Annotated in this window: 14 protein-coding genes; 2 read left to right on the plus strand and 12 right to left on the minus strand. The window is 64.8% G+C overall.

The window, feature by feature from the left end; translation table 11 throughout:
• Position 1: 1 nt before the first annotated feature.
• From KF719_RS09330 to KF719_RS09365, 8 genes are all read right to left on the minus strand, one after another.
• The gene (locus KF719_RS09330; RefSeq protein WP_293508445.1) at positions 2-568 is read right to left on the minus strand and encodes a DsbE family thiol:disulfide interchange protein; all 567 of its coding nucleotides are present in this window, start codon (positions 566-568) and stop codon (positions 2-4) included.
• Positions 565-759: a heme exporter protein CcmD gene (ccmD, locus tag KF719_RS09335; RefSeq protein WP_293508446.1), complete on the minus strand. Its 195-nt coding sequence runs from the start codon at positions 757-759 to the stop codon at positions 565-567. Before ccmD ends, KF719_RS09330 begins: the two co-directional genes overlap by 4 nt.
• 3 nt (positions 760-762) lie before the next feature.
• Positions 763-1,530, minus strand: a complete 768-nt coding sequence (locus KF719_RS09340) for a heme ABC transporter permease (RefSeq protein ID WP_293508447.1) — start codon at positions 1,528-1,530, stop codon at positions 763-765.
• Positions 1,531-1,586: 56 nt separating this feature from the next.
• The gene (ccmB, locus tag KF719_RS09345) at positions 1,587-2,264 is read right to left on the minus strand and encodes a heme exporter protein CcmB (RefSeq protein ID WP_293508448.1); all 678 of its coding nucleotides are present in this window, start codon (positions 2,262-2,264) and stop codon (positions 1,587-1,589) included.
• Positions 2,261-2,875, minus strand: coding sequence for a heme ABC exporter ATP-binding protein CcmA (gene ccmA / locus KF719_RS09350; protein ID WP_293510621.1), 615 nt, complete (start codon positions 2,873-2,875; stop codon positions 2,261-2,263). Before ccmA ends, ccmB begins: the two co-directional genes overlap by 4 nt.
• A 1-nt stretch (position 2,876) precedes the next feature.
• A complete protein-coding gene (locus KF719_RS09355; protein WP_293508449.1) occupies positions 2,877-3,680 on the minus strand; it encodes a crotonase/enoyl-CoA hydratase family protein in 804 nt (267 codons plus the stop codon).
• A gap of 65 nt (positions 3,681-3,745) precedes the next feature.
• On the minus strand, positions 3,746-4,183 hold the full coding sequence (locus tag KF719_RS09360) for a hypothetical protein (RefSeq protein WP_293508450.1): 438 nt from the start codon (positions 4,181-4,183) through the stop codon (positions 3,746-3,748).
• A gap of 12 nt (positions 4,184-4,195) precedes the next feature.
• Positions 4,196-4,525, minus strand: a complete 330-nt coding sequence (locus KF719_RS09365; RefSeq protein WP_293508451.1) for a hypothetical protein — start codon at positions 4,523-4,525, stop codon at positions 4,196-4,198.
• Between KF719_RS09365 and acnA the strand changes: the two genes are divergently transcribed.
• Entirely contained in the window at positions 4,509-7,154 is a 2,646-nt protein-coding gene (gene acnA, locus KF719_RS09370) for an aconitate hydratase AcnA (RefSeq protein WP_293508452.1), read from the plus strand. The genes KF719_RS09365 and acnA overlap by 17 nt on opposite strands.
• A gap of 122 nt (positions 7,155-7,276) precedes the next feature.
• Positions 7,277-8,023 (plus strand): DUF1223 domain-containing protein, encoded by a 747-nt coding sequence (locus tag KF719_RS09375; RefSeq protein ID WP_293508453.1) that lies wholly within the window; start codon positions 7,277-7,279, stop codon positions 8,021-8,023.
• On the opposite strand, the gene KF719_RS09380 is transcribed toward KF719_RS09375, so the two are convergent.
• Genes KF719_RS09380 through KF719_RS09395 form a run of 4 tightly spaced genes read right to left on the minus strand, consistent with a single transcriptional unit; the run spans position 8,020 to position 12,811 of the window.
• On the minus strand, positions 8,020-9,132 hold the full coding sequence (locus KF719_RS09380) for a DUF4340 domain-containing protein (protein WP_293508454.1): 1,113 nt from the start codon (positions 9,130-9,132) through the stop codon (positions 8,020-8,022). The genes KF719_RS09375 and KF719_RS09380 overlap by 4 nt on opposite strands.
• A 4-nt stretch (positions 9,133-9,136) precedes the next feature.
• On the minus strand, positions 9,137-11,098 hold the full coding sequence (locus tag KF719_RS09385) for a Gldg family protein (protein WP_293508455.1): 1,962 nt from the start codon (positions 11,096-11,098) through the stop codon (positions 9,137-9,139).
• A gap of 4 nt (positions 11,099-11,102) precedes the next feature.
• Positions 11,103-11,837, minus strand: a complete 735-nt coding sequence (locus KF719_RS09390; protein WP_293508456.1) for an ABC transporter permease subunit — start codon at positions 11,835-11,837, stop codon at positions 11,103-11,105.
• The gene (locus KF719_RS09395; RefSeq protein ID WP_293508457.1) at positions 11,834-12,811 is read right to left on the minus strand and encodes an ABC transporter ATP-binding protein; all 978 of its coding nucleotides are present in this window, start codon (positions 12,809-12,811) and stop codon (positions 11,834-11,836) included. Before KF719_RS09395 ends, KF719_RS09390 begins: the two co-directional genes overlap by 4 nt.
• Between the last annotated feature and the right edge of the window lie 115 nt (positions 12,812-12,926).

Below are 12,926 nucleotides of genomic sequence, written 5' to 3' on the forward strand. Positions count from 1 at the left end.
CTCAGTTGCCGGGCGGTGCGGCATGCCGTGCCGCCCGCAACGCAGGTAAGATCTCCCCGGCAATCGCCTCGGGCGTCACTTCGCCGACATGCTTGAGCGCGATGCGCCCATTGCCGTCGACGACATAAGTCTCCGGCACGCCGTAAACGCCCCATTCGATCGAAGCCCGCCCCGCCGCATCGCGACCGATGCGATCGAAGGGATTGCCGAACTCGGCGAGAAAACGACGCGCGGCCGCGGGGTCGTCCTTGTAATTGATGCCGTAGAGCGGCACATCGGCAAGCCGTCGAAGTTCGACCAGCAACGGCATTTCGGTCCGGCAGGGAATGCACCACGAGCCCCAGACATTGACGATGACCGGCGTACCCGCGCCGAAATCGGCCGTTGCGAGACCCGGCATGTCGAGCCCCGGAACCGGCGGAAGCTCGAACTCGGGCACATAACGCCCGATCAGCGCCGATGGAACGCGCGAGGGATCGCCGCGATAAATCGCGACGAAGAAAAATCCGGCAAGCAGCAGAAAGATGGCGACGGGCACCAGGGCTGCAAGTCTGAACGGCACTTTCACCGGTCCTGTTCCGGACGCGCGGCGCGGCGGACGCGCCCGCCAGCCTCGCCTTCAAGTGCCTCGACCAGCCGCGCCTGCCGCCGGTAGTCGGCGATGCTGTGGACAGCAAGCGCCAGCGGCACGACAACCCCAAGCGCATAGACCGTCCAGACATAGGCCGCATAACCGCCCATATGGAAAAATTCTTCCACAGTTCAATCCTCCGCGCCTGCGGCGGCGCGGGCCAGCCGCAACGTCCGCACGCGATGACGCAATATCTCCGCCCGCATGCGCACAAGCAGCAGCGTCACGAAGAAGAACGTGAAACCGAGCGCCATCAGCGCCAGAGGCAACAGCATTTCCGGCGCAATCGTCGGTCCGTCCATGCGGAACACGGAGGCCGGTTGATGCAGCGTGTTCCACCAGACGACCGAGTAGCGAATGATCGGCACATTGATCGCGCCGACCAGCGCCAGCACCGCGGCCGCGCGCGCCGCGCGCGCCGGCTCTTCGATGGCCGCCCAGAGCGCCATGTAGCCGAGATAGAGAAAAAACAGGATCAGCACAGATGTCAGCCGCGCGTCCCACACCCACCAGGCGCCCCACATCGGCTTGCCCCACAACGCGCCGGTAACCAGCGCAAGGAAGGTGAAGGCGGCACCGATGGGCGCGGCGGATTTCGCACAGAGATCGGCCAGCGGATGGCGAAAGATCAGTGCCACGGCGGAGGCGGCCGCCATCAGCGAATAGCCGAACATCGCAAGCCACGCCGACGGCACATGCACATACATGATGCGCACCGTTTCGCCTTGCTGATAATCCGGCGGCGAGGCGACGAGTGCGTAGTAAAGGCCAATGCAGAGAAGCCCGAGCGAAACCACCCATAATGGCGCAAGCAGCCGCGCCGACAGCGCCATGAAGCGCGCCGGATTGGCGAAGGCCTGAAGCCGCTGCGAGGCCGAAAGGCTTGTCATGGGGCTCATTTAGCGTGTTGCCTCCGATGAGGGCAAGGTGCGGGCGCCTGCCATTTTGCCGCGTATCAACGGAGATTGGCGCGCAATGCCGCCGCCGCCGCAACCGGTCCGAGAACGAGGCTTGCCAGCGCAACGGCGCAAAGCAACGTCAGGCTCTGCCCGGCGACGCCGTCCGGGAAGCCGAAAAGCGCCGCCCGCGCCGCCGCGACGCCGAAAATCAGCACGGGAATATAGAAGGGCAGCACCAGCAGCGAGGCGAGCAGGCCACCGCGCCGGATGCCGACCGTCAGGCCGGCGCCGATGATGCCGAGAAAACTCAAGGCGGGCGCACCGGCAAGCATCGCAAGCATCAGCGCCGGAAACGCCGAGACCTCCAGATTGAGCATCAGCCCGAGCAGCGGCGCCGCGACGACCAGCGGCAATCCGGTCGTCAGGAAATGGCCGGTCGCCTTGGCGGCCGCGACGAGTTCCAGCGGCAGCCGCCCCATCGCCAGCAGATCGAGCGACCCGTCCTCGTAATCCGCCTGGAAGAGCCGGTCGAGCGTCAGCAGGGACGAGAGCAGCAACGCCACCCACAACATGCCCGGCGCAATCCGCGCGAGGAGGTTGAGATCGGGGCCGACGCCGAGCGGCACCACCGCAACGACGACCAGAAAAAAGAACACCGCCATGCCACCACCGCCGCCGATGCGCGCGGCAAGCCGGAGGTCGCGGCCGATCAGGGCGAAAAAGGCGCGGGTCATGCTGCCGCCTCCGCCCCGAGACGCAGCGTCTGCGCCCCGGCAAGTCCGAGATCGAGATGCGTGGCGCCGACAATGATGCCGCCACCGGCAAGATGCGCCCGCATGACGGCGCCGAGCCGTTCGATGCTTGCGGCATCGAGCGCAACCGTCGGTTCGTCGAGCAGCCAGATCGGGCGCGGCGTCGCGACGAAACGCGCCAGCGCCAGCCGGCGCTTTTGTCCGGCCGACAGATAGCCGACCGGAAGATCGGCAAGTGGCGCGAGCCCCATGCTCTCGAGCGCGGCCGGAACATTTGCAGCCGCGTCGCCCCCCAGCCACGCCGCCCAGAAACGCAACGTCTCGACAACCGTCATCGCCGGCTTCAATGCATCGAGATGGCCGAGATAATGTGCCTGTTCGGCCAGCGTCAGCTCGGGATCGCCGCCTTCCAGCGCAAACGTGCCCGACGCAATATCGAGCAGACCGGCGGCCTGCCGGAGCAGGCTCGACTTGCCGCTGCCGTTGGGCCCGGTCAGCACCAGCGCCGCGCCCGCCGCGACTGAAAAGGACAGGCCCTCAAAAACGATCCGGCCGCCTCGCACGCAGGCAAGGTTCGATGCCGTGAGCCGCAAGTCAGATGTCGTCAAAACTTCCGCCCCGTCCCTTGCCGGCCGCGAAGCGGGCCGCCCCTTTTTGCGTTTCGCCGGACGCCAGCACCTTGCGCCCGTGCTCGAACTCGTTGGCAAAGGCGAGATCGTAGGGAAGATCCCATTGCTCATAGGCCGACATACGGTCATTGCGCAGGCAGAGCTGCGGAAAACGCGAAATCTCGAGCGCCAGCTGTTCGGCCTCCGCGCGCGCCCGGCCCTTCGGCACGACACGATTGGCAAGCCCCATCTGCAACGCCTCCTCGGCGCCGACGCCGCGTCCGGTCAGGATCAGGTCAATCGCGCGGGCGTGGCCGATCAGACGCGGCAGGCGGATCGTTCCGCCATCGATCAGCGGCACACCCCAGCGCCGGCAGAAAACACCCATCACCGCGTCTTCTTCCACCACGCGCATGTCGCACCAGAGCGCGAGCTCGAGCCCGCCAGCCACCGCATAGCCGGCAATGGCGCCGATAACCGGTTTGTTGAGAATCATTCGCGACGGACCCATCGGCCCGTCATCGGCAAGGCGGCTGAAACCGGCGCCGGTCGCGGGCGGCACAACGCGATTGCCGCCCCCCGTCGAGACGGCCTTGAGATCGGCGCCCGCGCAGAAGGTTTGTTCCGCACCGCAGAACACGGCGACAAGCGCCGTCTCGTCCCGCTCGAATTCGAGGAAGGCGGCTGCAAGCCGCTCGGCGGCCGCGCGATCGACCGCGTTCTTCGCATGCGGACGGTTGAGGATCACGGTCGTCACCGGACCGTTTTTCTCGACGATGACCTCTGTCACACACGCCCTCCCGCTATTCCGTTTCAACGCCGGTTATCATGGCTTAAGCACACGGCCGAGCATGGTCAATCCGGATGAAAGTCATTATAGTCCGCCGCGACAAGCATATAGGTTCCAGGCACAAAAGCGGCGGCGAAATCGGTTTTGACGCACGCGCGGTTTCCCCGCGCGGGCGGCGCCAGCACCCCCGCCCTTTTCCCGCCTGAACCGGCGCAGCATCGAGGACCAATACAGATGGCGAAGAAGGCCCCCGCGAAATCCAGCAAGTCCCCCAAGGCGAAAGCAAAGGCGACAAAGAAGGCGCCGGCGAAAAAGCCGGTGAAGAAAACCGCCGCAAAGAAGGTGACCAAGGCAAAGGCTGCGCCCAAAAAGGCAGCGCCGAAGCGGACCAAGGCATCGCCGAAGAAAAAGAAATCGGCCCCCAAAAGCGCCACGCCGAAAAAGGCCGCGAAAAAAGCCGTGAAGGCCGCGCGCAAGGCCGTGAAGCGCGCAACGCCCGCCACGCGGAAGCTTGCTCAGAAGGCCAAGCGCGCGGCAAAGAAAACCGTCAAGAAGGTAACACCGAAGAAAAAAGCCGCCGCGAAAGCCAAGCCCGCGGCGAAGAAGGCGGCGCCGAAAAAGAAATCAGCGGCGAAAGCCAAGCCCGCGAAGAAGGCGGCGCCGAAAAAGTCCTCCTTGAAGAAGAAGGCGTCGGCCAAATCAAAGCCTGTCGCCAAAGCCGCGCCGAAGAAAAAGACGGTCGCGAAGGCGAAACCGGCGAAGCGGGCAGCACCGAAAAAGTCAGTCGCCAAAAAATCAGCGCCCGGCAACAGCTTCGGCGCCCGCAAAGTGCTGAAGGTCGGCAAGCGCAGCTACACCTATTTCAGCCTTCCCCATGCCGAGAAGAACGGCCTCGACGGCATTTCGCGCCTGCCCTTCTCGATGAAGGTGCTGCTCGAAAACCTGCTGCGCTTCGAGGACGGCCGCACCGTGACGGCGGATGACGTCAAGGCCGTGAAGACATGGCTGAAAACGCGCACCTCCGATCGCGAAATCGCCTATCGACCGGCCCGCGTGCTGATGCAGGACTTCACCGGCGTACCCGCCGTCGTCGACCTCGCGGCGATGCGCGACGCGGTGAAGAATCTCGGCGGCAATCCGAAGAAGATCAATCCGCTGGTGCCCGTCGATCTCGTCATCGACCATTCGGTGATGGTCGACAAATTTGGCACGCCGACGGCCTTCAAGGAAAACACCGACATCGAATATCAACGCAACCGCGAGCGCTACGAGTTCCTGCGCTGGGGCTCCAAGGCCTTCGACAATTTCCGCGTCGTGCCGCCGGGAACCGGCATCTGCCATCAGGTCAATCTCGAATATCTGGCACAGACCGTCTGGACGAAAAAGGACGGCAAGGAAGAGGTCGCCTATCCCGACACCTGCGTCGGCACCGACAGCCACACCACGATGGTGAACGGCCTTGCGGTTCTCGGCTGGGGCGTTGGCGGCATCGAGGCCGAAGCCGCGATGCTCGGCCAGCCGGTGTCCATGCTGATCCCCGAAGTCATCGGCTTCCGTCTGACCGGCAAGCTGAACGACGGCGTGACCGCAACCGACATGGTGCTGACCGTCACCGAAATGCTGCGCAAGAAGGGCGTGGTCGGAAAGTTCGTCGAATATTACGGACCCGGCCTCGACCATCTCGCGCTCGAAGACCGCGCGACGATCGCCAACATGGCGCCCGAATATGGCGCCACCTGCGGCTTCTTCCCGGTGGACGGCGAAACGCTGAAATATCTCCGCGCCACCGGCCGTTCGGACGAGCGCGTCGCACTGGTCGAGGCGTATGCCAAGGCGCAAGGCATGTTCCGCGAAAAGGGCATGGCCGACCCCGTCTTCACCGACACGCTGGCGCTCGACCTTTCGACGGTCGTGCCGAGCCTGGCCGGTCCGAAGCGCCCGCAAGACCGCGTCTCGCTGACCGACGTCAAGACCAACTTCCTCGGCGCGCTCGGCGGCGAGTTCGGCAAGCCCGGCCAGTCGAAGGCGCGCGTGCCGGTCGAGGGCCGCGATTTCGATCTCGGTCACGGCGACGTCGTCATCGCCGCCATCACCTCCTGCACCAACACCTCGAATCCGAGTGTGCTGGTGGCCGCCGGCCTCGTTGCCCGCAACGCGCGCAAGAGAGGCCTCAAGGTGAAGCCGTGGGTGAAGACCTCGCTGGCGCCCGGTTCGCAGGTCGTCACCGACTATCTGACCAAGTCGGGCCTGCAGGACGACCTCAATGCGATGGGCTTCGATCTCGTCGGCTATGGCTGCACGACCTGCATCGGCAATTCCGGGCCGCTGCCGACCGAGATCAGTCAGGCGATCAACCAGCACGATCTCGTGGCCTCCTCGGTGCTGTCGGGCAACCGCAACTTCGAGGGCCGCGTCTCGCCGGACGTGAAGGCGAACTATCTGGCCTCGCCGCCGCTGGTCGTCGCCTATGCGCTGGCCGGTTCGACGCAGATCGACCTGACGACCGAACCGCTCGGCACCGGCTCGGACGGGCAGCCGGTCTATCTGAAAGACATCTGGCCTTCGGCGAAAGACGTCGCCGAGACGGTGCGCACCTGCGTGACGCGCGACATGTTCCGCAAGCGCTACGCCAATGTCTTCGACGGCGATGCCGACTGGCAGAGCATCAAGGTGACAGGCGGCCTCACCTATGACTGGGACGGCGCGTCGACCTATGTGCAGAACCCGCCCTACTTCGTCGGCCTGCAGCCCGAACCCGCGCCGCTGTCCGATGTGACCGATGCACGGATCCTCGGCCTCTTCGCCGACTCGATCACCACCGACCACATCTCGCCCGCCGGCAACATCAAGGTGAAGAGCCCGGCCGGCGCCTACCTGAATTCCAAGCAGGTCGGTGCGCAGGACTTCAATTCCTATGGCGCCCGGCGCGGCAATCACGAAGTGATGATGCGCGGCACCTTCGCCAATATCCGCATCAAGAACCAGATGCTGAAGGGGATCGAAGGCGGCCTGACCAGGCTGCAGCCCGAAGGCGTCGAAATGCCGATCTACGACGCGGCGATGGAATACAAGCGCCGCGGCATGCCGCTCGTCATCTTCGCCGGCAAGGAATACGGCACGGGCTCGAGCCGCGACTGGGCGGCAAAGGGCACGATGCTGCTCGGCGTCAAGGCCGTCGTCGCCCAGAGCTTCGAGCGCATCCACCGTTCGAACCTGGTCGGCATGGGCGTTGCGCCGCTGCAGTTCCTCGGCGACATGAGCTGGCAATCGCTCGGCCTCGACGGTTCGGAAACCGTCTCGATCGAAGGTCTTGCCCATGTGAAGCCTCGCACCAAGGTGAAGGCGGTCATCGCCTTCAAGGACGGTGCGAAACAGACGATCGAGCTTCTCTGCCGCATCGATACGCAGGACGAAGTCGAATACTACGAAAATGGCGGCATCCTGCCCTACGTCTTGCGGAACCTCGCGGCCTAGCCGGCAAATCAACCAGCGAAAAGGGCGCTCCCCGGAGCGCCCTTTTTTGTTGCCTCACCGCATCGTGACTCGCCTGTGTGCGAAAGCCCGACCTATCCTCAAGGCCGAAGGAGAGAACCCTCATGCTGTTGCGCCTCGTGATCGCGCTTGCGCTCGGCCTGTCGCTCGCATCCGCCGCCCGCGCCGACACGCGCCCGGTGGTGGTCGAACTTTTCACGAGTCAGGGCTGCTCGTCCTGCCCCAGGGCCGATGCCTATCTGCGCGAACTCGCGGGGCGCGACGACGTGATCGCGCTTTCCTTCGCGGTCGACTACTGGGACTTCCTCGGCTGGAAAGACACGCTGGCAAGCCCCGCCTTCACCAAACGCCAGCGCGCCTATGCGAAGACGCTGGGACTTTCCGGCGTCTATACCCCGCAGATCGTCGTCGACGGCGTCGCCGAGGGCGTGGGCAGCCGGCGCGCTGAAATCGAGGAGCATATCGCCGAACAAGGTGCGACACCGCTGCCGGTTCCCTTGCACTTCACCGACGACGGCACCGCGCTGACGCTCCATGTCGGAGCGGGCGCCAAACCGGAGCGCGCCGCCACGCTTTGGCTGGTGCGCTATGCAAAAGAGGAAACCGTCGAAATCCGGCGCGGCGAGAACCGCGGCAAGACCATGACCTACACACATGCGGTGCGCGGGCTGATGCCGGTCGGTATGTGGGACGGGAGCGCCACGACGGTGACGCTGCCGAAGACGGAGATGCTGATGCAGGGTTATGAAGGCTGCGTCGCGCTGCTGCAGATGCGCGACGGCGGACCCATTCTCGGCGCGGCGCGCATCGATCTTGCCGCCGCCGTGGAAGCGGAAGCGCCGGCGCGCTAGAGATCGGCCGGTCCGGCCTCGCGGGTCAGCAGGTCCATCGTCTGGGTGAACTGCCCGCCGACATCCTGCGGCAGTTTGTAGACCCAGGCGCCGAGCCGCGCATTGAGCGCATCCGCCCGCGCCGCCGCTGCCTCGCCATCGGCGCCGTCGGCGGCAAGCGCCGGATCGACTTCCGCCGAGAATTTCGCCCACAGCGCGCCGCCCTGCCCGCCCATGCTCATGGTCAGGCGCATACCGTCGAACGTGTCGAAGAAAACCGTCGGCGCATCCTCGGGAAGGTCAAGCATATCGGCGGGCGCGACATCGTCGAAACTCTTGCCGATGAGCGTCGTCGCGACGCCGTTGACGACCGGTGCGCCGCGCGTTGCCCGTCCCGCCGGTATGTTGACGATGGCAAAGTCGCTCTCGTCCCTTGAAGCGCGTTCGATGATGACCGGGTTGTCGGTGCCACCCCAAAGCGTCACGCGCGCCAGTTCCTCGCGCGGAATATCCACAAATGTCGGATCGAGCCATTCGGCGACGGTCTTGTGCAGCGGCAGGCGGCCACGCGCCAGCCAGGACTGATCTTCGCCGTCGCGCCGCACATAGATAAGACCTTCGCCGCGCACATCGACGGCACGTTCCGGCATTTTTCCAACGAGAAGGCCCGCCATCCGCTCATCGCCGCGGAAGAATTCGATCCTGATCGCCGAACCGATATCTTCGGGCGCCATCAATCCGAGGTTCCGATGCCAGTCGGGGCTCGCGGTGCGCGGTTCATAGGCTTCCACCTCGCCCATCCCGAGCAGGGCCTTCTTGACGAGTTCCGCGCCGGCCGGATATCCGCCGCGCTCGTCCACACCCCAGACGCCGTCGGCGCCGCGCGACATCGCGATGCGGACCTCGCCGTGCAAGCCCTGGCTCGCGGTGTAGACGATGCGGTCCACCTGATCGAGCCGCGTGTCGAGACCCTCAAACAGCGGGTGCGGCGTGAAGCGCGCCTGGACGCTGCTGTGGTCGGTGGCAACTGCGATGACCGCCGCGACGACGGCGACAACGGTGGCCGCCGCCAGCATGGCAAGATTGCGCAACGGCCGGTTTTCCCAGATCGACTGAAGCGCCGCGGGCATGGGCTCAGGCTCCCTTTTCGACGCGCGCCTTGCGGCGGCGGTAACGCACGATCGCCGCGCCGGTCGCGACAACCGCGATCAGCAAGGGGATGAGCCCGACATTGATGAAACGAAGCCGGGCGCCGAGCCCGTCGATCTCGCGGCGCAGATTGCGCTGCACATCGCGCAGCTTCTTGCGGCTGTCGAGAAGTTCGGCGCGGAAGATCTGGATTTCGTTTTCGACATGCGCCTCGGCGGTTGCACCGTCATGCAGACCCGCATCGGCGGGTCCTTGCGTTTGCAGCTCGGTCAGCCGGCGTTCCGTTTCGGAGATGCGGCGTTCAAGCGCTTCCTGCTCGGCGAGAAAACGCCGCTCGGCGGTGCGCCGCAATTCGTCGACCACCGTGAACGGCCGGTCGATCTTCGCACGGGCGCGCAGCGAAATCAGCTCGTTCGAACCCATCAGATTGTCGATGGCCGAAACGATGAAACTGGCGTTGTCGGCAATCGGCTGCGCCACGCGCTCGCCGAGATAGGATTGCGTCTGCACCCAGAAACGATCGTCGAAAATATCGCTGTCGGCGAAAAGGATGATGTTTGCGTCGCCCTCGGACCGCGCGAGATGGGGAGCCGGATCGGTTGCGGAACGCGGGGCCGCGTCGTCGTCCTCGGCGGACGCACCGGCACCGGGCGGTCCGTCGAAGGCGCTGGCGACCGGACCGGACAGCCGTGCCGCAATGACATAGCTCTCGCCCGTCGGCTCGAAACGGCGCAGCAGATCGTCGGGCCGGGGACCCGACTTCACATAATCGAGGTCGTAGAGCTTCGCGTCGTCGGAGGAGCGCACCAGCGGCGTGAATTGCGTCGTTGCGTTGGCGGACGGCGCCAGCGCGCCGACCGTACCCAGATTGAGCCGCATGACATCGGCGGTGACGATGTCGTCCGCATCGACGTTGGCGCGTGGCACCGCAAGCCAGATGACGTAGTCGCTTTCCTGCCGCCGCGCATCGAGCCCCGTCTGCACGCGCTGTGCAAGGCCCCGGTCGCCGACGATCTTGGTCGGATCGTAGTCGACACCCCAGCTTTTCAGCAGCGGCTCAAGATTGGATGCCTCGGTGTATCCGCGAATGGGCTGCCCGTCCGGACCGGCAGTGAGGCTCACCTCAGAATGCGGATCGATGAAGGCGAGCACGCGACCGCCGCGCATCACGAACTGGTCGACCGCGTAAAGCGTCGCCTCGTCGAGCTCGCGCGGATGCGCGACCATCAATACGTCGATCTTGCTCGGCACGGCCTTGAATTGCTGCTCGAGATATTCGAGCTCGAAGCGGTCGCGCAGCTCTTCATAGATCATGAAAGGCAGCGATTCGCCGCGCATCGCCGACATCAATCCGCCTGTGCCGGTGTCGAGCGGCAGGTTGGTGACGATGCCGAGCACGGGCCGCGCCGGCCGGCTGAGATTCTGGATCATGCGCGCGATGTCGTATTCGAGATATTGCTCGCGCTCGTCGGTGAAGAAGGGAATGGCTTCGAGCCCGTCGACCGAATTGGTGCCGACGAGACCGAAATAGATGATGTCGCCCTGCGCTGTCGGCGCGCCCTTGAGGCCGAGCGACATCGCGAGGTCTTCCTGTTCGGAGAAAGGCTCGGGCTCGATCACTTCGAGGCGCAACTGGCCGTCCGACCGGTTGCGTATCTCCTGCAGCAAATCGCGAACATGGCCGGCATAGGTGCGGATGCGCGGATAGTCGTTGGCAAGCCGCTCCGAATAGAAGAAACGCAGCGTGATCGGTTCCTCGATTTTCGCGACGACTTCGTTCGTGCCCTCCGACAGCGTGTAGAGCCTATTCTCGGTGAGATCGATCCGCGCCGAACGGAAGACGATGTTCGAGAACAGATTGACGGCAAGGAAAAGCACAGCGAGCAGCACCAGCATGACGATGCGGTAGGCCGAACGGCTGATCTGCTGGTTGGATAGCGCGTTCATCGCCTCAGCCCGCCTTCTTCATGTCGACGACGATGCCGCAGGCGATCAGCCAGGCGCCGATCAGCGTCGTGAAATAGACGATGTCGCGCAGATCGATGACGCCGCGCGTAATGGCATTGAAATGCGTCAGGAACGAGAAGGACGCAATCGTGTTGAGGATCTGTTGCGGCGCCCAGCCCGAGAAGAAGTCGATGACGATGGGAAGACCCGAAACCGTGAACAGAAAACAGACAGCGACCGAGACGACGAATGCAATCACCTGGTTGCGCGTGACAGCCGAAAGACAGGAACCGATGGCGAGATAGCCGCCGGCCATCAGGAAACTGCCGAGATAGCCGGCCAGGATGACGCCGTTGTCCGGATCGCCGAGATAGTTGACGGTCAGCCAGATCGGAAAGGTCAGCGCCAGCGCCAGCCCCGAAAAGACCCATGCCGCAAGGAACTTGCCGAGCACCGCCGCCCAGAGCGGCACCGGCAGCGACAGCAGAAGTTCGATCGATCCCGTGCGGCGTTCCTCCGCCCAGAGACGCATCGAGATCGCCGGGATGAGGAAGAGATAGAGCCAGGGATGGAAATTGAAAAAGATCGCAAGGTCCGCCTGCCCGCTTTCATAATAGCCGCCGAGATAGAAGGTAAAGGCGCCCATCGTGAACAGGAAAATCACGATGAAGATGAAGGCGAGCGGCGTCGCGAAATAGCCGCCGAGCTCGCGGCGGAAAACGGCGAGGAGTTCGTTCATGCCGCGTCCTTCTTGCCGTCGGTGACGGTCGTATCCGAACGGGTGAGGCTGCGGAAGACTTCGTCGAGACGGCCGGGCTCGCCGTAAAGCGCGCGCACCGGCCAGTTCTCGTCGCGCGCCAGCCGCGCCACCGCGTCGATCAGCAGCACATCGCTCTCACGCGCGCTGACCGGGAAGAGCGTGAACGTCGTCTCGGCGCCGCGCGGCACGATCTCGATGCTGGCGATGCCGTTCAGCGCCTTGAGTTTCTCGGCCATCTGCACGGTCGTCTGCCCGCTCAGCGTCAGCGACACGGCGTTGTGATAGCGCGAACGCGCCATCAGCGCCGCCGGCGTGCCGTCGGCGACCACGCGGCCGCGATCGATGATCAGCGCCCGGGTGCAGATCGCGTCGACCTCTTCGAGGATATGAGTCGAAATGACGATGGCCTTCTCGGCCGACATGCGGGCGATCAGCTTGCGCACTTCGAATTTCTGATTGGGGTCGAGACCATCGGTCGGCTCGTCCATGATGAGGACGGGCGGATCGTGCAGGATCGATTGCGCGAGACCGACGCGGCGGCGAAAGCCTTTCGACAGCGTATCGATCGGCTGCTCGAGAACGCCGCCCAGCTCCGTCGCCTCGACCGCGCGGTCGATGGCCTTTTCCGCGTCCGCGCCCGAAAGCCGGCGCACGCGCGCGATGAAGCGCAGGAAACCGCGGGGCGTCATGTCGCCGTAAGCCGGCGCGCCTTCCGGCAGATAGCCGATGGTGCGTTGCGCGGCCAGCGTGTCGGTCACGATGTCGTGGCCGCAAACGCGCGCGCTGCCCGCGCTCGGCGCGAGGAAGCCGGTGATCATTTTCATGGTGGTGGATTTGCCGGCGCCGTTCGGACCGAGAAAGCCCAGAACTTCGCCCTTCTCGACCGTAAAGCCGATGCGGTCGACGGCCGTGAAAGGCCCGAAATGCTTGGTCAGCCCGTCGATGACGATCATCGCCTCGCCGCCCGCGGATGTAGCTCTAGCCGCCGTTTCCATATTCGACCGGACGATGATGCCTCTCCCCGAACGCCGCTTCCCCGCGAGACGAGGCGGCATTTGCTTGTTGCGC

It is taken from the genome of Parvibaculum sp., from assembly GCF_019635935.1.
Taxonomy (GTDB): domain Bacteria; phylum Pseudomonadota; class Alphaproteobacteria; order Parvibaculales; family Parvibaculaceae; genus Parvibaculum.

Coding starts and splice junctions, on each gene's coding strand:
- KF719_RS09390 (WP_293508456.1), bottom strand. CDS start 11,837: ATGAACGAACTCCTCGCCGTTTTCCGCCGCGAGCTCGGCGGCTATTTC.
- KF719_RS09375 (WP_293508453.1), top strand. CDS start 7,277: ATGCTGTTGCGCCTCGTGATCGCGCTTGCGCTCGGCCTGTCGCTCGCA.
- KF719_RS09395 (WP_293508457.1), bottom strand. CDS start 12,811: ATGATCGTCATCGACGGGCTGACCAAGCATTTCGGGCCTTTCACGGCC.
- ccmB (WP_293508448.1), bottom strand. CDS start 2,264: ATGACCCGCGCCTTTTTCGCCCTGATCGGCCGCGACCTCCGGCTTGCC.
- KF719_RS09340 (WP_293508447.1), bottom strand. CDS start 1,530: ATGAGCCCCATGACAAGCCTTTCGGCCTCGCAGCGGCTTCAGGCCTTC.
- KF719_RS09385 (WP_293508455.1), bottom strand. CDS start 11,098: ATGAACGCGCTATCCAACCAGCAGATCAGCCGTTCGGCCTACCGCATC.
- KF719_RS09380 (WP_293508454.1), bottom strand. CDS start 9,132: ATGCCCGCGGCGCTTCAGTCGATCTGGGAAAACCGGCCGTTGCGCAAT.